At 64.9% G+C, this 25,655-nt stretch carries 18 protein-coding genes; 9 read left to right on the top strand and 9 right to left on the bottom strand.

The window, feature by feature from the left end; all coding sequences use genetic code 11:
• Positions 1-282 precede the first annotated feature (282 nt).
• Complete coding sequence (locus LH475_RS13480) at positions 283-762, top strand: hypothetical protein (RefSeq protein WP_196844061.1); 480 nt, start codon at positions 283-285, stop codon at positions 760-762.
• Here LH475_RS13480 and legP read toward each other — a convergent pair.
• A complete protein-coding gene (gene legP / locus LH475_RS13475) occupies positions 733-2,670 on the bottom strand; it encodes a Dot/Icm T4SS effector Zinc-dependent metalloprotease LegP (RefSeq protein ID WP_297414569.1) in 1,938 nt (645 codons plus the stop codon). The genes LH475_RS13480 and legP overlap by 30 nt on opposite strands.
• Positions 2,671-2,863: 193 nt before the next feature.
• Positions 2,864-4,363 (bottom strand): phosphotransferase, encoded by a 1,500-nt coding sequence (locus tag LH475_RS13470; protein ID WP_196844059.1) that lies wholly within the window; start codon positions 4,361-4,363, stop codon positions 2,864-2,866.
• 247 nt (positions 4,364-4,610) lie between these two features.
• Between LH475_RS13470 and LH475_RS13465 the strand changes: the two genes are divergently transcribed.
• The gene (locus tag LH475_RS13465; RefSeq protein WP_196844058.1) at positions 4,611-5,291 is read left to right on the top strand and encodes a GntR family transcriptional regulator; all 681 of its coding nucleotides are present in this window, start codon (positions 4,611-4,613) and stop codon (positions 5,289-5,291) included.
• A 1,405-nt stretch (positions 5,292-6,696) separates the two neighbouring features.
• Positions 6,697-7,164, top strand: a complete 468-nt coding sequence (locus tag LH475_RS13460) for a DUF1003 domain-containing protein (protein WP_366145616.1) — start codon at positions 6,697-6,699, stop codon at positions 7,162-7,164.
• Between the two features lie 39 nt (positions 7,165-7,203).
• Here LH475_RS13460 and LH475_RS13455 read toward each other — a convergent pair whose 3' ends face one another.
• The gene (locus LH475_RS13455) at positions 7,204-7,704 is read right to left on the bottom strand and encodes a GNAT family N-acetyltransferase (protein WP_196844056.1); all 501 of its coding nucleotides are present in this window, start codon (positions 7,702-7,704) and stop codon (positions 7,204-7,206) included.
• 515 nt (positions 7,705-8,219) lie between these two features.
• Between LH475_RS13455 and LH475_RS13450 the strand changes: the two genes are divergently transcribed.
• The 3 genes from LH475_RS13450 to pflA all read left to right on the top strand — a co-directional run bounded on the left by LH475_RS13450 (position 8,220) and on the right by pflA (position 13,096).
• Entirely contained in the window at positions 8,220-9,956 is a 1,737-nt protein-coding gene (locus LH475_RS13450) for an AMP-binding protein (protein WP_297414566.1), read from the top strand.
• A 68-nt stretch (positions 9,957-10,024) separates the two neighbouring features.
• Positions 10,025-12,289, top strand: coding sequence for a formate C-acetyltransferase (pflB, locus tag LH475_RS13445; RefSeq protein ID WP_297414565.1), 2,265 nt, complete (start codon positions 10,025-10,027; stop codon positions 12,287-12,289).
• A 15-nt stretch (positions 12,290-12,304) separates the two neighbouring features.
• Entirely contained in the window at positions 12,305-13,096 is a 792-nt protein-coding gene (gene pflA / locus LH475_RS13440) for a pyruvate formate-lyase-activating protein (protein WP_196844053.1), read from the top strand.
• 23 nt (positions 13,097-13,119) lie between these two features.
• Here the strand turns inward: pflA and LH475_RS13435 are convergent, their stop codons facing one another.
• Positions 13,120-13,740, bottom strand: a complete 621-nt coding sequence (locus LH475_RS13435; RefSeq protein WP_297414564.1) for a YqhA family protein — start codon at positions 13,738-13,740, stop codon at positions 13,120-13,122.
• Between the two features lie 51 nt (positions 13,741-13,791).
• Positions 13,792-14,541: a bacterial transcriptional activator domain-containing protein gene (locus tag LH475_RS13430; RefSeq protein WP_196844052.1), complete on the bottom strand. Its 750-nt coding sequence runs from the start codon at positions 14,539-14,541 to the stop codon at positions 13,792-13,794.
• Between the two features lie 294 nt (positions 14,542-14,835).
• On the opposite strand from LH475_RS13430, the gene LH475_RS13425 reads away from it, so the two are divergent.
• Entirely contained in the window at positions 14,836-15,693 is an 858-nt protein-coding gene (locus LH475_RS13425) for a caspase family protein (RefSeq protein WP_196844051.1), read from the top strand.
• A 48-nt stretch (positions 15,694-15,741) separates the two neighbouring features.
• On the opposite strand, the gene LH475_RS13420 is transcribed toward LH475_RS13425, so the two are convergent.
• Positions 15,742-17,484 carry a hypothetical protein gene (locus LH475_RS13420; RefSeq protein ID WP_297414563.1) on the bottom strand — a complete coding sequence of 581 codons (1,743 nt, stop codon included), beginning with the start codon at positions 17,482-17,484 and terminating at the stop codon, positions 15,742-15,744.
• Between the two features lie 237 nt (positions 17,485-17,721).
• On the opposite strand from LH475_RS13420, the gene LH475_RS13415 reads away from it, so the two are divergent.
• A complete protein-coding gene (locus LH475_RS13415) occupies positions 17,722-20,013 on the top strand; it encodes a caspase family protein (protein WP_196844049.1) in 2,292 nt (763 codons plus the stop codon).
• A 41-nt stretch (positions 20,014-20,054) separates the two neighbouring features.
• Here LH475_RS13415 and LH475_RS13410 read toward each other — a convergent pair whose 3' ends face one another.
• On the bottom strand, positions 20,055-22,052 hold the full coding sequence (locus LH475_RS13410) for an HNH endonuclease signature motif containing protein (RefSeq protein ID WP_297414562.1): 1,998 nt from the start codon (positions 22,050-22,052) through the stop codon (positions 20,055-20,057).
• Positions 22,053-22,546: 494 nt separating this feature from the next.
• Here LH475_RS13410 and LH475_RS13405 point away from each other — a divergent pair, with 494 nt between their 5' ends.
• Positions 22,547-24,028 (top strand): SPFH domain-containing protein, encoded by a 1,482-nt coding sequence (locus tag LH475_RS13405; protein ID WP_297414561.1) that lies wholly within the window; start codon positions 22,547-22,549, stop codon positions 24,026-24,028.
• 20 nt (positions 24,029-24,048) lie between these two features.
• Here the strand turns inward: LH475_RS13405 and LH475_RS13400 are convergent, their stop codons facing one another.
• Positions 24,049-24,189: a hypothetical protein gene (locus LH475_RS13400; RefSeq protein WP_297414560.1), complete on the bottom strand. Its 141-nt coding sequence runs from the start codon at positions 24,187-24,189 to the stop codon at positions 24,049-24,051.
• Between the two features lie 83 nt (positions 24,190-24,272).
• Entirely contained in the window at positions 24,273-24,914 is a 642-nt protein-coding gene (locus LH475_RS13395; RefSeq protein WP_297414559.1) for a hypothetical protein, read from the bottom strand.
• Positions 24,915-25,655 lie beyond the last annotated feature (741 nt).

Genomic DNA, 25,655 nt, shown 5'->3' with positions numbered 1-25,655 from the left:
TCCACTCAGCGAATTCCACTCAGCGAATTCCACTCGGCGACGAGGGTGGCCCACGCCCACCCAGATGTTCGTGGAAATCCAGCCCAGGCGCGTCTTCGAGTAAAGCGCTGCGGTGTGACTGGATACCCCGGCTCCCAGTGCGACGATACGAGCCGTTTCAGACCTCACTATCTCAGCGCCTGCGCTGTTCGCCCGACCAAACACTTATACGATAGGGGGTATTTACCAGTTTGGAGGGCTGCTGATGAGCGAGATTGCACGGGAGGTGGCACCATGAGGGTCATGTCAGCACACTCCGAGCAGAATGCCGTGGTGACCGGCGTTATCGAGTTCGCTTCAGGAGACCGGCCTGCCGGTCCATTCACGGTCACCGTACTCGTCGAAGACGTGTCACGAGCGGATGCCCCGAGCGCCATCGTTGGCGGCGCCCGCTTCGAGAACCCGGCGTTTGGGGAGACCGAAGAGGCGCAACTGCCCTTCGCCGTGACCGTGCCCACGAACACGCTCACCGGGGTCCGTCGTCTGAACGTGCGGGTGCACGTGCGCGAGGGACTGCTCGGAAGCCCGAACGTCACGCGCCCGAACGTCACGCGCCCGAACGTCACGCGCCCGAACATCACGCGCCCGAACATTACCGAGGGGGACTTCGTATCGACGCAGTCCCACCCGGTGTTGGCCGACCCTGTGTTGGCCGACCCTGTGTTGGCCGACCCGGTGCTGTCGGGGTCGGCGTCAGTTCGTATCCCGGTTCTGCGTGTCTGAAGCGGTGGCGGCGGCGGCGCTGTCGGCGGCGGCTCGCACCTCGGCCTCATCGAACGACGTGATCACGCCACCGAGGCTTTCGTAGCCGGTGAGCGACGGACCCCAGGCCGCGCCGTTGAACCACTTGTGGAACAGTTCGCTGCTGGTTCCGGTGAGGAACACATCGAGCCGGCCAGGTGCCCAGGAGACCACGCGCGGCTGCGAGGTCGCGATGCCGCCCATGTTCTCGTAGTCGAGCACCGACGGACCCCACGAGTTGCCGTCAAACCACTTGTGGTAGAGCGCACTGTCGGTGCCGATCACAAACAGATCGAGCCGGTTCGGACCCCAGGACACGGCCTCGGGTTCGCCCACGACAATGCCGCCGAGCCGTTCGAAGTCGTTGACCGACGGGCCCCAGGCTGAGCCGTCCCACCACTTGTGGTACAGCGCGCCGTCCGTGCCCGTGACAAAGACGTCGAGTCGGTTCGGGCCCCACGAGACAACGCGCGGCGACGAGGCGCAGACCCCGCCGAGGCGTTCGTACCCGGTGAGGGATGGACCCCAGGCGGAGCCATTCCACCACTTGTGGTAGAGCGCCCGGTCGGTGCCGATCACGAAGACGTCGAGGCGGTTCGGTCCCCAGGAGACGACTTCGGGCTGGCCGACAACGATGCCGCCCATGTTCTCGTAGCCGGCGACCGAGGGACCCCACGCTCCATCGAACCATTTGTGATAGAGCGCGTGGTCACTGCCGACGACGAACACGTCGAGCCGGTTCGGCCCCCAGGCCACCACGCGCGGGTCACCGAGAATGACGCCCCCCATGTTTTCGAAGCCCGTCGCCGATGGCCCCCAGGCGCTGCCGTTCCACCACTTGTGGTACAGCGCGCTATCGGTTCCGGTGACGAACAGGTCGAGCCGGTTCGGCCCCCACGCAACGGCCTGTGGAACGCTCTCGGCGATGCCGCCCAGATCTTCGAAGCCCGCGACCGACGGCCCCCACGCCCCGTCGAACCATTTGTGGAACACGTCGCGGTTGGTGCCGAGCACGAAGGCGTCGAGACGGTTCGGGCCCCACGACACGACGGGGCTCGAACTGGCCCGGGCCGTTTGCGGGTACATGAAGTTGACCGCGGCAATGTCTCCGGCCGACAGGGCGGCGCGCTGGCCGATCTGAGCTCCGGCCTGCACCGGGGTGATCGTCTCCAGCCCGTTCTTCGAGAATGCGGTGCGCGGGTAGTGCATGATCGAACCGTAGTCATAACCGCCGACATCATCGCCGTCGACGATGTGCTGGTCGAACTGGCTCTCCATGCCCGTTTCGATGTTGGCCACTTGGATCGTCACGAAGGTATTGCGGTCTTCGCGGCTCTGTTCGTGCCAGAGGCCGACCGCGTGGCCGATCTCATGGATGGCGTTGCCGGTACTGCAGCCGGTACCCAGGCTGATGGTCTGCATACCGTTACCCTGCATGCCCAGCATTGACCAGCATCCGCCGGCATCACTGAACTCAACAAAGTTGGAAAACTGTGCCGCATTGGCCGGGGTGCGTTCCGGAAAGCGGATGGGCGTGCGCGCCTCCCAGTGTGTGATTGCATCGCGTACCCGCTGTTGGTTCGGCAGGGCGGCGTTGATCTGAAACGGAACCTGGGCGTTGGGCCAGCGAAAGCGAGCGCCGGTAATGATGACGCCTCGGGCACGACCGTCGTCCCGGTTTGCCCTGTCCTTGGTCTGCTCCAACTCGGCGACGGTGCCCAGCACGATGTCACCTTCGAAGACGGCCAGATCGTTGACCTTGTAGTAGACCACTTCGGTCGGCCCGAAAGTGACGCCCGAGATGATACCGGATGCCGATTCTCCCGCCTGAAATTCACCCGCACTGACGAATTTCTGGTCCCCGCCTGGGCCGGAATTGTTTTCTGCCATGGAACTGCTCCTTGTGCCCGCTGTTCCTCACTGGCACCGTGCCGGAATCAGCACTGTGCCGGAATCAGCACTGTGCCGGAATCAGCACTGTGCCGGAATCAGCACTGTGCCGGAACGGCGGTCACACTACGCCGCCAGGCGTTATCGGAGCGTTACTCGGGGCTTTTTTCCGGGCCTGATCCGCCAACGACGGTCAGCGCGAACCGCCGACCAGCCGTTCGATCGCGGCGAGGGGGATCGGTAGCCAGGTGGGGCGGTTGCGGGTCTCATAAACGGCCTCGTAGAGAGCCTTGTCGAGTTCGAACGCATCGAGCAGGGCGCTCTGATCGGCCAGCTCAATGCCGGAGCGTTCCGCATAGCCGTCGAGAAACGCCCGCCGGCACGCGGCGGCCCAGTCAGAAATTGAGGGCAGGGTGTCGGCCGTCGGCCCCGCGGTAGCCATCATCGCCCCCGACACGTAGGAGAACGACCTCAGCATGCCGGCGACATCGCGCAGCGGAATGTCGGGCCGGGTGCGCTCGCGCAGGGTGCGCAGCGGTTCCCCCTCGAAGTCGAGCAGCACCCAGCCACGGCCCTGCACATCGAGAACCTGGCCGAGGTGAAAGTCACCATGGATACGTTGCAGCCTCGGCCACGCCGCGGTCTCCGCCCGGGCAAACACCGCCTCGATGGCGTCGCGGTGTCTGGCCAGAACCGGCACTTCACGCAGGGTCAGGCTGCAGCGCAGCCGCATCTTCGCCATTTCCTCGGCAATGACCGCGGGCGTCGCATCGAGGGTCGGCAGGGCGCGGCCGAGGTCCTGGTGCACCTCGGCGGTGGCTTGCCCCAACCGAAAGGAGGGGCCGGTGAAGTCGCTACCGGACGCGGCAGCAACCAGGGCGGTGCGCCAGGCATCCGGGGCACCGGGCAGAAACTCCTGGGCAAAGGCCAGATGACCGACAGCACGGCTACCGGGTTCGGCCGGGTCGTCCCACTGGCCGAGCACGGCGCCGAACGGCAGCGGAATCCGGCCCGATCCGGCGTTGGCCAGCGCGGCCTGCACCGTCACATCCGGATTCTCGCCGGCATGGATGATTCGGAATACTTTGCAGATGATCGGCGTGGTCGGCGCCCCGGTCGCGTCAACGCGCTGAACGATGATCGAGGTATTGGACTGCTCGCCGCTGAGTACGCGACTGGATGCGACCAGGTCCGTCGACGTGGCGGCGGAGCCCGGTCGTAGGTCTTCGCCGCGCGCGTTCGCCGCGGAGCGGTCTGTCGAAGGCGCGGTGGTCGTGGAGGAGACGCCCTGCCGTTCCATGAACGCGAGCAACGCGGCAGCGAAGGCGGGATCGTAGGCTGCGTCGTAGATGAAGCGCGCGTGGTCGGAGCCGGGCTTGCGCACCGTGATCAGGGCGTTGGTCGCACCGGGCAGCTCACCGACCCGCTCCGTGGTCGGCAGCTGGTACAGCGTGAGCCCCAGACTTGCGGTATCCAAGACGAGGTCGACGCGAATGCTAACTCCGGCCTCGGCCGAGGGAAGGGGGAAATGGCCGATGCTGCGCAGGGCCGGCATTCGCCCCTTGTTGCCGAACCAGCGCTGCGTTGACACCCAGGCGTTGACGTAGTCGGGCATCGGGGTGCCCCGATGGGTCGGGACGAGATCGGGATTGGGGGAGCGGTCTGCATTCTGGGCGCGTTCTCCATCGATCATGCCGCCAGCGTAGCGTCCTTGCCCGGATTGCGCGTGACAGTCTGGTGCGCCGTCGCACTACTCAGCGTGCGACGTGCGGGCAGTGCGCCAGGCCCCGAATCGGGATGGCGTGGATCAGACGATATTTTTAGGTACCTGAGCTAGAATTGTAAACAATTGACAGGGCGGCTGAGCTGGGCCGGATGGTCAATGGAATTCTTACACTCACGTAATTCAGATATTTACTCGAGAAAGAACTGTGAAGGGTATGCCCCAGCGATATTCATTGGAACCCGTCATCCAGGAATCCACCCCATCGATCATCGCCCGCAAGCTGCGGTACGCGATCGCCCACGGTGAGGTGGCCCCCGGGTCGCAACTCGGTGAGGCTGAACTCGCCCGCGAACTCGGCGTCAGCCGGGGCCCGCTGCGCGAAGCAATGCAGCGGTTGACGCAGGAAGGTCTATTGGTCAGCATTCGCAACCGCGGCCTCTTCGTGATTGAAATGACGGATGCCGAGATTCGCGACATGTACGTGCTGCGCACCGCGATCGAGTCGGCGGCCTGCAAACTGCTCGTGCGCGCCGACCACGTCACCGCCGGTCAGAATCTGCTCGCCAAGGTGTCCGAGATGGAGAATGCGGCTGCCACCGGCGACCGCGCCGTCATGAGTGACGCCGACATGGCGTTTCACGAACACCTCGTGGCGTTGAGCGGCAGTCGCAGCCTGGCACGCATCCACAACACGCTCATGACCGAGACACGCATGTGCCTGGCCGTGCCGCAGGACTCCTACCGGGTCACCGAGGAATGGCTCGCGGAACACCGCGGTATCGCCGAGGCCGTGTTCGCCGGGGATGGTCCGCTGGCCGAGAGCCGGTTGAATGACCACGAAGACGACGCTCTGGCGCGACTGACGAGCGCGCCGGCATCCGTTTCGGTCGGCTGAGGCTGGTCAAAGGTCACAGCTGAACCGGCGGGGCTGCTCCTCTACAGCGATGAGAGCGGATGTCCCGGGCTGACGCCGGTTGTCCTCGAGGCATTGTTGACAATCATCCGTTTCTGCAGTGTGCGGACATGATGCACACCGCGCCCCGCAGCACCGCGCCCCGCAGCACCGCGCTCGCCGTTGGCACCGGCGGTAACCGGCTCGATTGCGTCGGCCTCGCTCGACGTCTGTATCGAGGAGCCGCTACCGGCCATGAGCCCGCTCCGGAACACCCCGGGAGTGATCATTTTCGCCCAGATGTCGGGTGATGTGCTGGGCTGGCGGAACGGCCTGGCCCAACATGCACCGACAGTGTGCAGCGTTGGCCAGCGGGGGACGAGCTGAGCAATGTTGTCGACAAGACCCGCGGCTACGTCGCTCGAGCGCACTGATTCCGTTACCTCGCAATCATCACGAAACAAGAACTTCACAGTCAGATCATTGGTGACAATCGTGGGCGCTGCGTAATTACGCGCGCTGGGAGGAATACGTCCAGGCGGGCAGTAACGCCAGAAAGTGTGGCTCACAGCACGAAAAAGCGGATGAGCCGGGAACAATCGTTCGCGGCTCATCCGCTTCGGTGCATGTCAGGTTCATGGCAGGGTGTCAGATCAACGAATCACCCGAATCGGCACCGCGTGCAGCGCCACCGCACCGAACCGGTCGGTACTCGGCAGATTTTCCGTGGGGTGAAGGCGGCGATCGCTACAACGCACGTACGCGTGGGATTCGCGTCGGCTTCGCATAGGCCGACGGGATGCCGACCGGCCGGCTTAGGCCGTTGCGAGCGTCGTGATTGCCGCGTGCGGAAGCCGCACGGGTTCAACGCGAATACCGGTGCGTTCGCAACCGGTGCACTTGAGAACATAGCGGGGGAGAGTGAGCCGCAGGGCCTGCGCGGGGTTCGGTTTCAGGTCGGCCGGTGACTTGCAAAATGGGCAGGTGATTCGCATCGATTGTTGTCCTTTGGCTTGGTTCTGCGTAACTGATAACTCTCGTTAAATCGACCATAGGGGCAACATTGAATGACCGCGCCCCCTTGAAATTCCAGCAATTTTGTGTGTGCCGAGCATTTGTCTGTTCCTGTTTCAACTGACATGCATCCGCAGATTCGCGTCAGGATCAGTGACTGGATTCAACGGGCCGACCCTGTTTGCCGACTGTGTGTACAAAGTTTCGTTCGACAGGCTCGGAGTCAGACGCCACGTGCGCGCCACCGAGCGCATTTATTTATCGGACATACACTGTGCCCATGAATACTGTGCCCACGAATGCTGTGCCCATGAATGCTGTGCCCACGAATGCTGTGCCCACGAATGCTGTGCCCGGCAGCTCTGAGTCCTCGCCCGCAGGACAACAGACAGCCGTGCCCCAGACAGCCGTGCCCCAGGTTGCGAGCGCGCGCCGCGGGCCCACCATCACTTGGCACCAGCAGCACAAGAAATCCCTGACGACGGGGGAGCGGGCCGCCGACACCCTGCGCAATTCCATGGGCAGCTGGCGGTTCGTTGGCGGCTTCGTGCTGTTCATGATTTTGTGGGCCGCGGCGAATTCTTTCGCTGTGGGCTGGGATCCCTATCCCTTCATCCTGCTCAACCTGTTCCTGAGCATGCTCGCCGGACTTCAGGGCGCCATTCTGCTCATTTCGGCCAAACGGCAGGATTCGATCGCCGCCGCGCTGGCCAAGCATGACTTTGACACGAACGTTGCGGCGAAGATCGATATCGAGGCCCTATTGGAGATCAACAACCGTCAGCTCGTGATGATCAACGATCTGCACGCCATCCTCGAACGGCTTGACCTGTCCCGGCCGACGCCCGCGACGAGTGACTAGGTGTCGGCGGCGGGCGGTGCAAGAGAGTACTTTCCCCAACTAAACGGATGCCGCCAGCAGGCTCACGACGAGGGTGTCACCCTTGGTCGACAGCTGGCCGACCTCAAGAAATCCGAGGCGGTCGTGGAACGCGAGCGAACCCGGGTTCGGAGGTTCGAGGTTGACCTCGCAGAGCACCTCGGCGAGTAGTTCACGGCGGGCCGCACCGAAGATGGCGTCGTAAAGCACCTGGCCAAGGCCCTGCCCGCGAAATCCGTCGGCCACGACGATGCGGTCGACGTAGAGAAAATCGTTGGAACGGCTTGAGAACCAGCGGTAGTTCTCGCTCGCATACTCGGCCCCGGCGACAAACAGAATGGCGAAGCCGAGCGCGACATCGACTGCGTCGTCGGCAACGACAGCGACCGCGAGGTGGCTGTGCTGCACCAACGCGGCCAGGGCTTGGGCATCCAGTTCGCTGACGGCGGGAACGGCGGCGTTGTTGAGCGCGAGCAGGCGCGGCAGATCGGCGGGCACGAGGGTACGAATCGAATGGGTCACCCCATAACGATAGGCCCGCGACCGTGGCTGCCTTGTGTCGCCGTGCCTACTAAGAAAACAAAGGTGACTTTACCCGCGGAAAGCGGGATGAGGTTGGGCTCGTAAACGGCCATCGCGATGACGAGGTCTTCCCACGACATTCCCGTGCTCGTGAAGGTGCGGGGCCGGTGTGAATCAACGCTGACGCTTCCAATCACCATGTAACGCGGCGTCCAGCATTGGCTAGACGCCCTGAATGCGCTCTCGGCCGAGTGCCGGGTTGCCCGGCGCGACCGAGGCCACCGTGATGCCCACGAACTCGCTGGCCACGGTTCGGTCGCACAGGTCATCCCGCCCGGACTTTCGCGGCAGCCTTTCGCGGCAGCCTTTCGCGGCAGCCTTGCGCGGCAGGCTTTCTGGCGCGGGCGATCCTGCAGTCGGCCCGGCGCGGGCCGACCCGCAGTCCTGCCAGAATGAACTGTCGCCGTTTCGCTCTGGCGACTCGTTCGAGGAGACAATGGCGTATGACTCATCAGGTGAGCACGACCAATAAGAGCACGACCAATACGAGCACGACCAATACGAGCACGAACAACTACCGGGCCGCACGCGACCAGCTTCTGGCCCTGCGCGACGATCACGCGCGCGCCGCGCAGGAGTTTCGCTGGCCCGATGTGGGGGAGCACTTCAACTGGGCCACCGACTGGTTTGATGTGATCGCGCGCGGCAACGAAAGAATTGCGCTGTGGATCGTCGAAGAAGACGGCAGCGAGCAAAAGTTCAGCTTCGCCGAGATGGCCTACCGGTCCGACCAAGTCGCCACCTGGCTGACGCGGCAGGGCGTGGGGCGCGGCGACCACGTCATGCTCATGCTCGGAAATCAGCGGGAAATCTGGGAGGCGATGCTCGCCATCATGAAGGTCGGCGCCGTCATCATGCCCACGAGCACCGTACTCGCCTCGCACGATCTGACCGACCGGGTGCGTCGCGGCGGCGTCACCCACGTGATTGCCAACTCGGCCGACGCGACCAAATTCGACGACGTTCCCGGCGATTACGTTCGCATCGGCGTCGGCGCCGCTCGCCCCGGGTGGGCTGACTTTGCGGACGCCTACCGAGTCACCCCCGAACCACTCACGACGGTCGTGGCATCCGCTGACCCGTCACTGATCTACTTCACCTCGGGCACGACGAGCAAGCCGAAGATGGTGCTGCACTCGCAGACGTCCTACCCGGTCGGCCACCTGTCGACCATGTACTGGCTGGGCCTGCGCCCCGGGGACGTGCACCTCGCCATCAGTTCGCCCGGCTGGGGCAAACACGCCTGGAGCTGCTTCTTCGCCCCGTGGATCGCCGAGGCGACCGTGTTCGTCTACAACTATTCCAGGTTCGATCCGGCCGCCCTGATTGCCCAGCTGCGCCGCGCCCAGGTCACCACGTTCTGTGCGCCGCCGACGGTCTGGCGCATGCTCATTCAAGCGGATGTCGGCGCCCGCCCGGCCAGCCTGCGCGAGTTGCTCTCCGCCGGAGAACCACTCAACCCCGAGGTCATCCGGCAGATCGACAACGGCTGGAAACTGATCATCCGCGACGGATTCGGCCAGACCGAGACCACCGCCATCGTCGGAAACGGGCCAGGATCCGTGCTGAAAGCAGGGTCGATGGGCCTGCCCCTTCCCGGAGTCTCGATCAAGTTGCTCGACCCGATCACCGAGCTACCCGCAGACGAGGGCGAGATTTGTCTTGACCTCTCGACGAGCCCGGTCAATCTCATGACCGGCTACCACGGCGAACCCGACCTCACTGCTCACGCCATCCGCGGCGGCTTCTTTCACACCGGCGATGTCGCCAAGGTGGATGCCGAGGGTTACCTCACCTTCATCGGCCGCACCGACGACGTGTTCAAGTCGAGCGACTACAAGGTGTCGCCGTTCGAGGTCGAGAGTGTGCTGCTCGAACACCCCGCGGTCGCCGAAGCCGCCGTTGTTCCGGCGCCCGATACAACCCGGCTGAACATTCCCAAGGCCTACATTCACCTCGCACCGGGCTGGGAACCAACGAAAGAGACCGCCGAAGCCGTGCTGCGGCACGCCCGAAACGGGCTGCCCGCCTATATGCGGGTGCGGCGGGTAGAGTTCTCCGACCTGCCCAAGACCATCTCGGGCAAGATTCGCCGGGTCGAGCTGCGCGAGCGTGAAGACGACGCGGCAGCCGCGGGCATCCGTCTGCCGGGCGAATGGCGCGACGACCAGTTTCCGGGATTGAAGCGCTAGCAGCATCCGCTTTGAGGAGGGGACTTTCGGCCCGAGACAGGCCCCGACCCCGTCGCTAGCGTGGAGGTATGACCCTCCTCACTACCCCTCGTTTCACGACCACAGATGACAACGGCTGGGCCGGCTTCACCACCGGGCCGTGGCAGCACGGTATTGACGTGCGTGATTTCATCCAGCGCAACTACACGCCGTTTACGGGCGACGCGAGCTTTCTGACCGGGCCGACCGAACGCACCCTCGGTCTCTGGGCCCGCCTGTCGGCGATGTTCCCCCGGGAACGGGCCCTCGGCGTCTACGACGTCGACGCCACCACCCCGGCATCGATCACTGCGCACGCGCCCGGCTACATCGACCGGTCGAACGAAATCATCGTCGGGCTGCAAACGGATGCCCCGCTCAAGCGAGCGATCATGCCATTCGGCGGCTGGCGCATGGTCGCGACGAGCCTCGAAACCTATGGGTATCCAGTCTCGCCCGAACTCGAAACTATCTTCACGAAGTACCGCAAAACCCACAACGACGGCGTCTTCGATGTGTATCCGCCCGCCGTCAAACGGGCCAGGCACAGCCACCTCATCACGGGGCTTCCGGATGCCTATGGTCGCGGCCGCATCATCGGCGACTACCGCCGCGTTGCGCTCTACGGCGTGAGCGCCCTGATCACGGCGAAGGCGATCGAACGCGCCGCACTCGACGAACAGCGAAGCACCGAGGACGTGATTCGCTCGCGCGAGGAGAACGCCGAGCAGGTGCGCGCACTGAAAGAACTCATTCAGATGGCCGCGGCCTACGGTTTCGACGTGGCCCGGCCCGCGCGGACGGCGACCGAAGCGGTGCAGTGGCTCTACTTTGCCTACCTCGGCGCGGTCAAGGAGCAAAACGGCGCCGCCATGTCGTTCGGCCGCAACAGCGCTTTTCTCGACACCTACCTCGAGCGTGACCTGGCGACGGGAATCCTGACCGAAAGCCAGGCGCAGGAACTCATCGATGACCTTGTGATCAAGCTGCGCATCGTGCGTTTTCTGCGCACCCCCGAATACGACCAGCTGTTTTCCGGCGACCCGACCTGGGTCACCGAATCCCTCGGCGGGATCGGCCTCGACGGGCGCACCCTCGTGGTCAAGACCGCGTTCCGGTTTTTACAGACCCTGTACGACCTGGGCCCGGCTCCCGAGCCAAACCTCACGGTGCTCTGGAGCGACACCCTGCCGGACGGTTTCAAACGTTTCTGCGCGCAGGTCTCCATCGACACCTCGGCCATTCAGTACGAGTCCGACGACCTCATTCGCGAGGCCTGGGGCGACGACGCCGCAATCGCCTGCTGCGTCTCACCGATGGGCGTCGGCAAGCAGATGCAGTTCTTCGGCGCCCGGGTCAACGTCGTCAAGGCGCTGCTCTATGCCATCAACGGCGGCCGCGACGAATTGATCGGCGAGCAGATCGCCCCGGTCACCGCCCCACTGGCCGGCGAGGTGCTCGACTACGACACCGTCTGGACCGCCTACCTCGCCAGCCTCGAGTGGCTTGCCGAAACCTACGTCGACGCGCTCAACTGCATTCACTACATGCACGACAAGTACGCCTACGAACGTCTCGAGATGGCCCTGCACGACGGCACGATTTTGCGCACGATGGCCTGCGGCATTGCCGGCCTCAGCGTCGCCGCCGACTCCCTGGCCGCGATCAAGTACGCCACCGTGCGTCCGGTTCGTGACGACACTGGCCTTGTTGTCGACTACTCGATCGACGGCGACTACCCGTCATTCGGCAACGACGACGACCGGGTCGACGCGATCGCGGTCAGGATCGTCGAAACGTTCATGGCCATGATTCGCCGGCACCCCACCTACCGGAATGCGGTGCATACCCAGTCGGTGCTCACGATCACATCGAACGTGGTCTACGGCAAGAAGACCGGCAATACGCCCGACGGTCGTCGCGCCGGCGCGCCATTCGCGCCCGGAGCCAACCCGATGAACGGCCGTGACAACCACGGCATGCTCGCCTCGGCGCTGAGCGTGGCGAAACTGCCCTACTCCGCGGCCCGAGACGGCATCTCTCTGACCAACACGGTCGTGCCGACCGGGCTGGGCCATACCCCGGCCGAGCAGGTCACCAACCTGGTCGGCCTGATCGACGCGTACACGCTCGCGAGCGGCTACCACCTCAATATCAACGTGCTGAACCGGGAAACCCTCGAAGACGCCATGGAACACCCGGAGAACTACCCGCAGCTGACCATCCGGGTGTCCGGCTACGCGGTGAACTTCGTGCGCCTCACTCGGGAGCAGCAGCTCGATGTCATCAGCCGAACTTTTCATACGAGCGTGTGAAATGATGGGCGTCTGATGGTCGCGGTGCAGCTGGGCCGGCCCGAATTTCACCACGAGCAGGTGGAAGGACATCGCTCCGGTACCGCGGCGAGTGTGCACTCCTGGGAACTGGTGACGGCCGTCGACGGACCCGGCACCCGGCTGACCTATTTTCTCTCTGGCTGTCTACTGCGTTGCCAGTACTGCCACAACCCGGACACGTGGAAGATGCGCGACGGCGCACTGACGCCGCTTGACGACGTGCTGGAACGCATCCGTCGCTACCGGGGTGTGTTCGCGGCGACGGGCGGCGGAGTGACGCTCTCCGGCGGGGAACCGCTGATGCAACCCGCGTTCGTGGCGCGCGTGTTCGCTGAATGCCGTCAACTCGGCGTGCACACCGCGCTCGACACCTCGGGATACCTTGGCACGAGCGCCTCCGACGATCTGCTCGATCACACCGACCTGGTGCTGCTCGACGTGAAGTCGGGCCTACCCGACACCTACCGCGCGGTGACCGGGCGCGACGTGGCCCCGACCATCGCGTTCGGCGATCGGTTGTGCGAGCGCGGAACAAATGTGTGGGTGCGGTTCGTGCTCGTTCCCGGGCTGACCGACGCGGTCGACAACGTCGACGCGGCCGCCGAGATCGTGGCCCGCTGGCCCAACGTCTCTCGGGTCGAGGTGCTGCCGTTTCACCAGATGGGGGAGGACAAATGGAACCGCCTCGCCATTCCCTACCCGCTCCACGGGGTACCACCGCCCGATGCCGCCCTACTCGAGCGGGTGCGCGACCAGTTTCGCGTCCGCGGCCTCACGACGTTCTAAGAACGACGACGTTCTAACCGCAACTAGTACCGCCCGAGCAGCTCGGTCTTCTTGGCGCGGAATTCGGCATCCGTCACCACACCGGCATCGCGAAGCTGGCCCAGCTGGCACAGCTGGGCCAGGTGCAGGGCGATTCCCGTTGATGTGGCAGGCGCGGCGTGGCCTTCGAGTTCACGGCGCGGGACTGGACCCGGCAGCGCTGCGGCAGCGAGCGCCGCGACCGGCTCCCTGCGCAGCGGCGCCACGGGGACGGCCGCCGGGGGTGTTGCGTGCCCGGCCTGCGACATGCGGTCGATCCAGGCCAGAGCGATCGCCGAGAGAATGAACACCATGTGGATGATGACCTGCCAGAGCACGCCGTCCCAGGCGTAGACATTGCCGGTGATGGTCTCGGTCGGGTTCGAGTCGACCGGGGTGCCGCGGGCGGCCAGATCGCCGACCTCGATGAAGGTCTTGAGCAGGTGAATCGAGGAGATCCCCACGATGGCCATGGCGAGCTTGACCTTGAGAACGTTGGCGTTGACGTGGGACAGCCATTCCGGCTGGTCGGGGTGACCCTCTAAACGAATGCGCGAGACAAACGTCTCGTAGCCGCCGATAATGACCATGATCAGAAGGTTTGCAATCATCACGACGTCGATCACCGGTCGATCTTAGATTGGGGCTGAGTGGGAACCTCCTGTGAGCGAGTGCGCTCAGCTGGTCTTCAGCGCCCGCTCGAGCAGGCGGGAATCGACAATCGCAGCCTCCATGCCGAGCAGCTCGGCGAAATGAGCCGAGGGCTCGAGCCCAAGTTCACGGCCCAGGTGGGCGCGAAAATTGCGATAAACCTGCACCGCTGAGGCATAGTTGTTTTCGGCGAGGTGGCAGCGCACGAGCAGGTGCTGGGTGCTTTCGCGCAGGGGATCAATGACTGCCCCAGCACGCGCCGCACCCAGAGCGCGGCTGAAACTGCCGGCGGCCAAATAGGAGCGAGACAGGGCATCCAGGACATCCACGCGCTGGTTGAGCAGATGGTCCTGCTGCTCGATCACCCATTCCTCGTACCAGCCCGGAAGGAGGTTGGCCTCCTGCAGCAGATCGATGGATTCCGGCGGTACCGTTCGGCCGCCGGTCAGGGTGATTTCGGTGATCAGGTCCCTCACCTCGTGCAGGTCAACGCGCACCGCCGCGTCGAGCTGCAGCGGATCTGTCGCGCTCAACAGTCGCGGCAGTTCATGCGAGATGCGAAAGACGCTCGCCCGCAGGTTTCCAGCCGATTGCCGCTCGGGGCTATCGGGCCAGAGTAGTGCGGCGAGCACGTGCCGGGGCTGGGTGTGCAGCAGGGCGAGTGCCGCGAGCAGTCGCTGCTGCCGTGCGCCGACCTCGACCGGGACGCCGTCGTAACGCAACTGCCAATAGCCCAGTACGCGCAGATTCCAACCCGTTGGCGCCGAAAATCCCATGAGTGCTCGATCCGCAAAAACTTTCAATGAGCACGGCCGCACTGCAACGACCATGCAGTGTTGCTACCGCCCAGAATGGCCAGCACCGGCACGGTTGTCAATGCCGCTACCCCAAAACGGATGCTTCGGCGCACGCGGCCCCGCCGCCCGAGTAACTCGCCGGTAACGCCGACGCCGCTATCCTCAAGTCGCTACCCGCGACGCGCTCCTTGTGCGCGCTACCCGCAACCGCTGCGGGGTGTTCCGCAGCACCTGCAGCATGTGCTTCTGCCGGCTCTTCATGATCGGACAACCATGACTCAATTTGCACTCTGTGTGGGCATCAACCGGTTCGAGAACCTGCCGATGGCCAGCTGGTTGAATGGCTGCGTGCACGATGCCGGCGACGTCAGTGCCTTTCTCGGGAAGGCTTTTGGCTTTGCCGACACGAGCATCACGGTCTTGACCGATCAGGCGGCCACCAAGGATGCCGTGTTCGGGGCGATGACCGAGGCACTTGATCGGGCGAATACCCCGGGGGAGCATCTCGACCACATCGTCTTCACTATGTCGAGCCATGGCACCCAGCTACCCGATACCAGCGGCGACGAAGTCGACCAGGTCGACGAGGCCTTCGCGACCTACGACCTGCGCCAGAAGGGTGCCGCATGGGACCCAGACACCCTGATCGTTGACGACGAGTTGCACGATCTGTTCGTCCGACTTCCGAAGGGAGTGCTGCTCGACGTGATTCTCGACACCTGCCACAGTGGCAGCGGGCTGCGCGCCATGGACCTGCTGCCCACCGTTGAGCATCGGCGGCCACGCTTCGTGCCGCCGCCGACGCCGCTCGGCCGGGACGGTGCCGAGGCGGAGGGAGCCGATACCCGAACGCTGCGTGATTTGGTTCGCTCTTCAAAGGCCGCGGCGAAACCGGTGTTGTTCGCCGCCTGCCGGGCAGATCAGACGGCCGCCGACGCCAACTTTGATGGCCGGTACAACGGTGCGTTTACGCACTTTTTGCTCGATACCCTGCAGTCCGGGGCCGTTTCGAGCCGGGCGGAGGTCATCAAGCAGGTCAACGCGAAACTGCGCGCGCGCAAGTTCGCCCAGCGGGCGCAGCTGGAGGCATCCGCTCCCGGCAAATCGACGGCGTGGGGCACGGCGTTTTGACTTTCAGGGTTGAGGTCATCAGGTTTGAGGTATTCAGGGTTGAGGTATTCAGGGATGAAAGGTCGGTCGACGAGTTGCTGAGACCTCCGGGGCCGGGGCGGTTATCCGGGACGCGCCGGGCTGCGGCGGTTCTCGCGGCTGTTGTGGCTCAGCTGGGTGCGGCGGGGTGACCGGGACCGCAGTATCCGCTGGGCGAGTCGCCAGCTCCTGGGCGGCGAGCTTGGCGCGCTGGCGTTCCGGGTCGAGGATCGGCTTCAGGGCGGCGAAACTGAGGCGTCCGCCCTCGTCGAACCGCAGCTGCCCGCCGCCGCGAATCAACACTGGCGCCCGGGTGGCGAGCCCGAAGCTGCGCGCCTGGGCCGCGCTCAGGCGAAATTCCTGCGTGAAAGTCGCGCCGATCTCCGACACAACGAATCCATCGGGACCGACGCGCAGGGTGGGGCGCACCCGTTCCACCGTAATCGGCCGGGTCGGGTCGATCTTGGCCGCCTCGAGCAATACCGGGTTCTCCCAGAGAAACCGCACGATCTCCTCCGGATCGGAGGCCAGGGCGGCCAGCCGAACCGGATACCGCAGCCCCACAAAGGTCAAGACACCCGAGAGGTCGGTGGGCGTGGGCAGCACGATTCCGGCCTCGGCGAAGGCCGCCACTACGGCGCCACGATAGTCGAGGTCGTCGTCGGGTACGACAGCCGCGTCGGCGGCGAGAATGCCGCGCAGCAGGTCCTCAAAGGTCACATCGACCGGTGCCATATAGCCGAGGCTGCGAATGAGCATGCTCAAGACCTGACGGCCAACGGATGCCCCGGCGCGCGCCACCTGATACAGGCTCGAGCGGCCACCGGGCGCGTCGAGGCGCTTGAGCCACAGCCGGGCGACCACGCGCAGCAGCACCTGCACGATCGCCCCGCCGCGCAGGTGCGGGTCAGGAAGGGTTCGCCAGTGGGCTGCCAAATTCCAGGCGAGGGATGGCCGGGCCGTGCCGCGGTGGAACAGCCCATCACCCAGACGAAACAGTTTGCTGCGCAGCAGATCCTCGTCGAGGGCATCGAGGTCGAGGTCGAGGTCGTCGCCGCTGGTCTGGGTCAGTAATTGCTCGACCAGGGTTTGCGTGGAAAACACCGACAGTAGGGCCACGAGGTCGGCAATGGCTTCGTGCAGGGCGAGTTGGTCGATTTCGGCATGGGAATCGGCCCATTTCGGTCGGTAGCCGTCGACGATCGCGTGGGTGACCTCGTGCGCGACGAGGTCACGAAACAGGGCGAGCGGGACCGCCTTGGTCGTGCGACCATCGCGTTTGTGACCAAACCGAATCAGGCCGTCGTCGCGGTAGTAGCCAGACTCACGGTAGGAGACCCGGTCATAGGCACTGATGGTCAGTCGCCCGCCATTGACCCAGCCCATGCGCCGGCCCAGAGTCGATTCGAACAGCGCGAGAGTGGATGCCGCCACCGCATACACCTGCTGTGCCAGAAACCGGCTGTCCTGCAGCAGGGCAGTGAGATTGTCGGGAGGTTGCTCATCGACGACCATCCAGGGCGGGATCGGGGAGCCGAGGTCGAGGCTGAACGGTTTCTCGCCGGGCCGACGCACGATGACGTCGAACCGGGCACTGCGTGGTCCCGGTCCGATGCGCTCCACCGGAACGCGCAGGGTCGTCGTGAGCAGTGCATCCGGGCCGTCTGCTGGCGAGTGAATCCTCGTGAATGGTCCCTCGGCCAGCACGGTCAGGCTGACCTGCTGGCCGTTGTGTCCCGGATTGCTCGATCCGGGATCGGTACCTGTCGTCATGGTGACCCCCACAGCATCCGTTTGTGCCTGCAATATGCAACCGAACGCGGGGTCTGTCAAGGCCTGCGCCGTAGTAACCGCGCGGCACCGCCGCAGTAACGCCGCGGCACCGCCGCAGTAACGCCGCAGTAACGCCGCAGTAATGCCGCAGTAACGCGTGAGCGCCATAATCACAGGGCCGGTCCCTGCGGCATCGCACCTGTTTCAGCAAGATCTGACCGTGAGAGGAACGGCGCCATGCCCGAATCGACGACCCCCGCGAAACCGACCACCGCCACGAAACGGGAGCCGCCGTTGCCGCAGAGCGAACTCGACAAGCTGCGGCCGCACGTGGTCAACCTGAGCGGCGGCAAATTTTCGTCGAACGGTGCGTTCACGACCACGAAGAAAGATGTCGACACCATATTCGCCACGCATTTGCCGGCCTTTGTGGCCGAGCATGACGGCGGTGTTGTGCCGGTGGTCTTTTACGCCCACGGCGGGCTCGTCGATGAGCAATCCGGGCTGCGCATTGCCGCGACCCAGGTGGACTGGTGGAAGTCCAACGGCGTGTACCCCATCCACTTCGTCTGGGAGACGGGCCTCGCCGGGGCCATCACGAGCGCGGTCGGCGACTGGGCGCAGGGCCGCCGCGGCTGGCTCGACGACTCGAAGGACCGGGTGCTCGAACTGGCCGCCCGATTCGGTCAGGGCCAGGCGATTTGGGGGCAGATGAAGCGTTCGGCTGAGGCCGCGTCGGCCGGCGACGGCGGTGCCCGCTACGTGGCCGAGACCCTCGGCGCCTATTGCACGGCCCACGCCGACACGATCAGCGTGCACGCTGTCGGGCACAGCGCCGGGTCGATCTTTCACTCCTTCTTCATTCCCGCCGCGATGAAGGCCGGAGTGCCGGCCTTCGAGACGCTCAGCCTGCTCGCGCCCGCCGTGCGCACCGATGTCTTCGAGAAGCAGATCGTTCCCTTGTGTGGCCACGACGTGAAGTCGCTCGCCATATTCACCATGACCGAAAAGCTCGAACGCGACGATACCTGCCTCGGCGCCTACGGAAAATCCCTGCTCTATCTCGTGCGGGCCTCATTCGAACCCGAAGAGTTTTCGCCGATTCTCGGCCTCGAGGAGTGTTTGCGCGCCGACCCAGTGCTCGCCCGTCTGTTTGGTCTGTCCGGCGCGAGCGGGTCGCCCGGGGTCGGTGGGGCAGCCCACATCGTGTGGTCGAAAACGGCGACCGGCCCATTGACGACCCGCAGCACGTCGACCAGTCACGGCGGATTCGATAACGACATTCCCACGATGGACAGCGTCGCCCGACGGGTCACCGGCAACTCGCGCATCCAATCGTTCCCGGTTACCCGTGACCTGGGTGACGAGCTCTGGCCGGTGCCCGGCCCGGCAGCACCCCGACCGGTGGGCACTAAGCACGCACTGTGTGTGGGCATCAACGCCTATCCGGGCGGCGATGCGCTCTATGGCTGCGTAGCGGATGCCGAGGCGTGGGCCACGCAGTTCACCGCCGCTGGGTTCCGGGTGCGCACGCTGCTCGACGCGGAGGCGACCCGGCAGAACATTCTGCTCGGGCTGCTCGACCTGGTCTCCAGCAGTGTCGCCGGCGATGTGCTGGTCTTTCAATACGCTGGCCACGGCAGCTACGTGGACGACCTCGACGGCGACGAGGCCGAGGCCGGCAATGACGAGAAGAAGTATGACGAAGCGCTCTGCCCGATTGATTTTCGCGACGGTAACCTGATCATCGACGATGACCTGGGGGAGATCTTCGACCAGTTGCCCGACGGCGTCAGCCTCACGGCCTTCTTCGACTCCTGCCATTCCGGGGATGGCCAACGCCGGTTGCAACTGCAGCCGGCCGACGTCGCCGACCTGAGTGCGGCATCCGCTCCCCATGGGCGTCGGGCGCGGTTCATCATTCCTGACGAGGCGACGAGCAAGAACTATCGGGCCAAACGCGGCACGCCCGCCCGGGCCGGAAAGCGGGCGTTGGCGCGGGAGGTACTGTTCAGCGCGTGCAAACCCACCGAGGTCGCTTACGAGACCGGCGGCCACGGCGACTTCACCGTGGCAGCGAGCCTGCTCGTGGTGCCGAGCGCGAATCGGCTGACCAACGCGGAGTTCCTGGCGAAGGTGCGGGAAGCATTTTCGAGCCAGCCGCGACAGAACCCCGACTTCAATGGTCCGCGCGCTGCGAAATCGCGCATTTTTCTGGAGCCGCTGGTGGCTGGCACACCTGCACCGCAACTGATGGAATTGCCGCCGGGCAACGCGGCCAGCACCATTCCCGACGCGATCACGGCACTGCTCGGTGCGGCTGTTGGCGCCGGCCCGGGTGACGGCCCGGGTGACGGCGGTGGCGGCGTCGGTGGTGGTGGCGGGAACGACTCGTATGCAGCACCCGTCGGCGCCGCCGGTCTCGCTGGCTCGGCGGGTACGGCTGGCTCTCGCGAAGCAGATGCCGCCGCGCGCGCCCTCGCGGCCGCCGCGTTCCTGCGTGCTGCCGCCGATTTCATCGACGGGTAGTTGATTGACGGGTATTTCATCAACGGTTCGCCGAGTCGGCATCACTTGCTCCAGTTGGGTTTTTCTGTGGGGGTGGCGGCGCGGTTTTGGCCGGCGGGACGCCAGGTCTGGGTTGGGTCGAAGATGAGAGGTCCGCGCACCCAGGGGCGGCCGTTGACCATATTGATTTTCCAGCCGGAGGTGTCGATGCTGGTGTGGGCGGCGTTGCAGAGTAGTACGCCGTTGTCGATGTTGGTAAGGCCGCCGTTGCGCCAGGGTATGACGTGGTGGGCTTGGGTGAGGTGGGGTGGCACGGTGCAGCCGGGGATGACGCAGCCGCCGTCGCGGGCGGCGAGGGCGCGGCGCTGACTGGCGGTGAAGAACCGGTTGCTGGTGCCGAGGTTCAATATTTGGCCCTGGTGGCCGAACAAGACGGGTTGGTAGCCGCCGGCGCAGATGAGTTTGTCGACTTGTTTGGTGGTGAGGGGGCCGTCGACGCCGTCGATCCAGCCGGCACCGCGTCCGGCGAGGAGGTCGTCGATGTGGATGTGTACGAGTACGGTCGGTGCGGCGCCGCCCATGGTGGGGGTGTCTGATTGTCGGGCGGCGGCTTCGAAGACGGCGCGGAGGATGCCGGCTCGTTTTTCGCGGATGGAGCGGCTGTCGCCGAGTTCTTGCGGGCAGGGGCTGAGCGCGTTGGGCTGGTCGGCGCCGAGCGCTTCGCCGGCCTCGCCCTCCGCCGGCTGCCCGGTGAAGCCTTCGTTATGACCGTTCGGCTCGCTCGCCTCGCACTCCGCTGACTTTTCGTAGAAGCCTTCCGCCCCGTCGTTCTGTTGGTTTTCGCCGTTCGGTTCGGCTCGCCCAGCCCACTCGGCCTGCTCGATGCGTGCGACCGCGGTATCAGGCTCGGCACCATCGAGCGCCTCATCGAGCGCCTCGTTGAGCTCTGCCTGCTCGACCAGATCGGGGCCAGCACCTGTTCCAAGTGGGTCGGTCGTACGGCTGCTGCTGCACCTGTCCGTGTCTGTGTCTGTGTCTGTGTCCGTGTCCGTGTCTGTGTGGGCGGGTTCGGTGTCGCGGAAGGCGACCGTTGCGCGGGGAATGACTCGGGGAATTGCGCGGGGTGCGGAACTGTGTATGGCACGGGGTGCGGCTCCGGGCACGGGGTGGGCTGCGGCGGCGGAGAGGTAGGCGTCGAAGACGGTGCCGATGATGGCCCGGTCGAGGGTGGTCAGCCAGCCCGATATGCTGTGGCCGCCGTTGTGCAGGGTACCGAAGTCGAACCAGCTACGTCGTTCGGGTGTGGCCTCGCCGGGGGCGGAGCCGTCGGGCGCGAGGCGTGCCTGCCATTGGATGCCCTGTTGCCGCAGTAGCTCGGGGGCGAATGCGATCCCCGCGCCGGGCAATCCCTCGGTTTCAGGAGTGATCGCACCGGATCCGCTGGCCACGAGGGAGCGTTCGACCCGGTCGAGGTCATCGACCAACACGGAGGAGCGCAGGCCGTCGAGTACGGAGACGATGATGCGGGCCTGATCGACTCCGAGGTCGCCGCCCTGCAAGGCTTCGCCGAGGATGGGATAGGTGGGGGTGAGGGGCCGGCCGAGGAGCATTCGCTCGCCAACATTTTTGCCGAGCGCGGCGCGCTGCCGTACCTCGCTGCGCGAGAGTCGGGCGAGGGTGGCGACCAGCTCGACGCCACTGCGGCAGCCCAGCCGCCGCGCCATCGACACTGCACCCGCCGCTGTGGCCGTTGCCTTCTCGCCCGACTCGGCACTCGTCGGCTCGGCACTCGTCGGCTCGGCACTCTTGGGCGCGGTCGCATCGAGGTATTCGGAGCGGCGCAGCACGTCGGTTGTGGAGAGGACCCGGGCACCGTCCAGGACCCGGCCAACACTCTCGATGGCGAGCAGCATGTTCAGGGATTCGTCATCGCCGAGCGACCCGAACGATATTCCACCCAACGCCGCCAGCAATAAGTCTCTGGCCTGCTCTACCGCCGCAATGACGGGGTTCGAGCTGGTGTTACCGGTGTTGCTGTCATCGGGATTCTCCATGAACATGGGCGCCATTGCCTCCTTCACACCGAGTCTACCCTAAATAGAACATAAAAACGATAGAATCTCAGGTAAATTTCCAGCGTACATTTGACATTTTTCCTGGTAAGTCCCATGTTTTTTGCTCGCAGTTTGTGCTTTTTCGCTCGTTTCGGGTTATTTTTCGAAAAGTACTTGCGGCACAGAGCTATCAAGCGTCGCATTAATAAACGAATTAAGTTCATCAAATCAGGAAGAATCATGTGGGCACGGCCCTGTTCCCGATCCACTTGGATCGCTCAGCCGTGCGGGCCCCTGGTATGAAACTGGGCCCATGATTTATCGTGGGCCCAGTTTCCGGACCCGGGCCCGGTCACTGGGGGAGGACGCGAACGCATTGAGTGTCGACATCTTTCGCATCCTGCGCTGTCGCCTGCGAGACTGGGCGCACAACTCTGCGCCGCGGTCGCCTGGCCGGATCGCCGAAACGACGTTCGCGCCTCGCCCCTCGGAAGGACCCCATGCTCGATTTTCTGTTCAGCCCGATCCCCGGGATCATTTTCACGATCGTTGTGGTGCTGCTCGTCGCTTTGATCTATGCCAAGACGATCTATAAGAATGCCGGGCCCGATGAGGCCCTCATCATCACCGGTAAAAAGAGCCGCAAAACCATCGTCGATGGGGCCACGCTCGAGGAATCCGGTCAGCGGGTCGTGCATGGGCAGGGCGTGTTCATCACCCCGTTCTTTCAGAAGGCGTTCAAGATCAGCCTGCGCAGCCGGGCGATCGAGATCACCGCTGTCGCGCAGGACAAGAACGGCATCACGCTTACCGTTGAGGCTGTCGCCATCGTCAAGGTCGGAGACGACCCCGCCGCGATTCGCGCCGCGGCCCAGCGTTTTCTCGGGCAGGACAAGAACATCGATGGCTTCGCACAAGAGGTACTGAGCGGTTCGCTGCGTTCCTCGATCGGCGCGACCGACGTCATGACCGTCATTCAGAAGCGCGACGAGCTCGGCAGTTCGGTGCTCGCCACCGCGCGCGAGTCGCTCGCCAACCAGGGCCTCGACGTTGACTCCTTCGAGATCAAGGGCATCACCGATGAGAACGACTACATCCGTGACATCGGTCGTGCCGAGCAGGCCAAGGTGCGTCGTCAGGCCGAGGTCGCCGAGCACCTCGCCAACCGCGAGTCGCAGGAAGCCGCGATTCTCGCCGAGCAGGCCATCGCCGAGGCGCAGAACACGCTTGCCCTGCGCCGGGCTGCCCTGCAGCTCGACACCGACAAGGCCGCCGCCGAGGCCGCCGCGTCGAGGCCCCTCGCCGAAGCGAAGGCGCAGCAGGCCATCGTGCAGGAGCAGGAACTCACCGCCCAGCGCCGCGCCAGCCTGCGTAAGGCCGAATTGGAGTCCGAGGTGAACGCCATCGCCGACGCGGACGCCTACCGCATTCGGGTGACCGCGATCGCCGCTGCTGAGGCATCCGTCGCCAGGGCCACCGCCGACCGCGACAGCCGTGTTGCCAACGCCGAGGCCACCCGCGCCGAGGGTCAGGCCGAGGCCGACGCCATTCTCGCCCGCGGTACCGCCGAAGCCACAGCCACCCGGCTCTCCGCTGAGGCCGTCGCCCAGCAGTCCGAGGCGCTCATTCAGCTGCGCCTGGTCGAAATGCTTCCGCAGATCGCGCGCGAGCTCGCCGCGCCCATGAGCAACATCGACCAGCTCACCGTCATTTCAACGGATGGCGCCAGCCAGCTCTCCAAAAACGTCGCGTCGGGCTTCAGCGAGGTCGACGCCGTGCTCGGATCCACCATGGGCATTGGCATCAAGGACCTGCTCGGCGGGCTGCTGGGCGGCGCCGCCGGAGCCGCCGGAGCCGCCGGAGCCGCCGGAGCCGCCCAGCGGAACCCCGCGCTCCCTCACGCGGGCGCATCCGCTTCGGCCGCAGGTGCAGCCTCGACAAGTTCAACCACGACCGGCGCTGGCTCGTCGGGCCCTGCGTAGTCGGGCGCTGCGTAGTCGGCTTACGATGCGACGCCGACCTCGGTGTCGGTCGCACCGTCAGTAGTTGTGCCATGAGCGGTGCCGTCAGCCCCGCCGTCAGCCCTGCCATCGGTAGCGTCGGCGACGTTTTCGGTGGCGACGTTTTCGGTGGCGACCGCCATTGCCCGTGCTGCCGCCGCGCGTCTGCCGAAGAAGGCAGCGGACCGCCTCCTCCCGTAAGCGAACGTGTGACCCTGCGGCCGGGTCAGCAGCCGGGGCCGCGGGGGTTGGCGAGGCAGTCTTCGGCAACGAGCACGGTGGACTCTTTCGCTGCGACGACCGTGAACGGGGTTGAGGGTACGGTCACGATTCCTTCGACCGGTCGCCAGCCCTGGTCGCCGAAGCTGTAATCGGCTCGGTAATCGACGGTGAGCACGACGGTGAAGGTACCTGTCGCCGTGTAGACGTGGCTCGTGGCGGTGGCGGAGAATTCGGCCAGGCCGAGGTCCTCCCAGCTGGCCCCGCCGGTTGCGCTCGATGCGGCGCTGCCGTCGCCGTAATTCCAGCGGTATCCGATCGGGGTGAACATGACCTGGGCGGGTTCGCCGAGCAGTAGCCCTTCGCCTATTTGAGCGGATGCTCCGGCCCAGAAATTCGCGGCCAGGCCGACGATGGCCCAGCCGTTGGGCTCCATTCCGCCGGGGGCGGCGGGTGCGGGAAAGTTTTTCAGGTCGGTGACCCTGACGATGGTTTCGGCGGAGCACACCGTGCAGGGCGTGGTGGGCGCGGAGATGGTCGGCGGCCACTCGGGGTGGCGTGAGATTACGGGGAAGTCGCCGGTGCCGCAGAGCGTCCACTCCTGCTCCGAGGTCAGACTGCCATTGGGGTGGGCGCAGATCTCTGCCAATGACGCGCCCGTTCCAGCCCGGCCGCCAGCCCTACCGGACTCGCCCGATCCGCCACCAGAGCGACCATTTGCTTCCACCGTGAGGTCAACCCCGTCGCCATTTGTGACACCGTCCGAGATGATTTTTTCCGGACAGTTTTTTGTCAGAGAGGCCGAGATTGTGCATGCCGACGCAGGTGAAATGTTCGGAAGACAAATAGCCAGAAGAATTCCGGCTACGAGCGCTGACAGAAGTTTCTGCCGGACCATACGTCCTCCTTGTCTATGAGCAACAGGGAAGGTTCCGCTGCGCTCGAGATGAAGCCCACTTGCAGAGGAATGCGGTTCGTGCGATCGACCGGAGTTACGTCAGTTCCTGATGCGTCAAATAGCCGAACGGCGGAAATATCTGAACATAGATAGAGCTCGATTGAGACACCTCCTTGCGGTTCAGACGAATTTCGAATGAGTGAAGCCTGGTCATAAGTTGTCGCACCGCGGCTAGATAGTCCTTTTTGGGCGAATCCTTCGAATCCATCCAAGAGCTCAGGCAGATAGGCGGCGCTTGCCGCAAGCGCAATTCGGTCACCGCCAATTCCGCCTTCAGCTGTTATTGAGTCGGAGAGCGCTTCGTATGCCGCATATGCCGCCGTGGCGGCAGCCAGGGCCTCGTCGTTCGACGCGAAGACCGGGGGAGCCTGGGTGGGCGCGATGCTCGCCCTCGCGACTGGCGCCGACGTGGTGCTCGGGGCGGGGGTGGCC

The organism is Cryobacterium sp. (genome assembly GCF_026786305.1).
Lineage (GTDB): Bacteria > Actinomycetota > Actinomycetes > Actinomycetales > Microbacteriaceae > Cryobacterium.
Note: the sequence above shows the minus strand (reverse complement) of the source record. Positions and strands in the feature narration are given on the sequence as shown.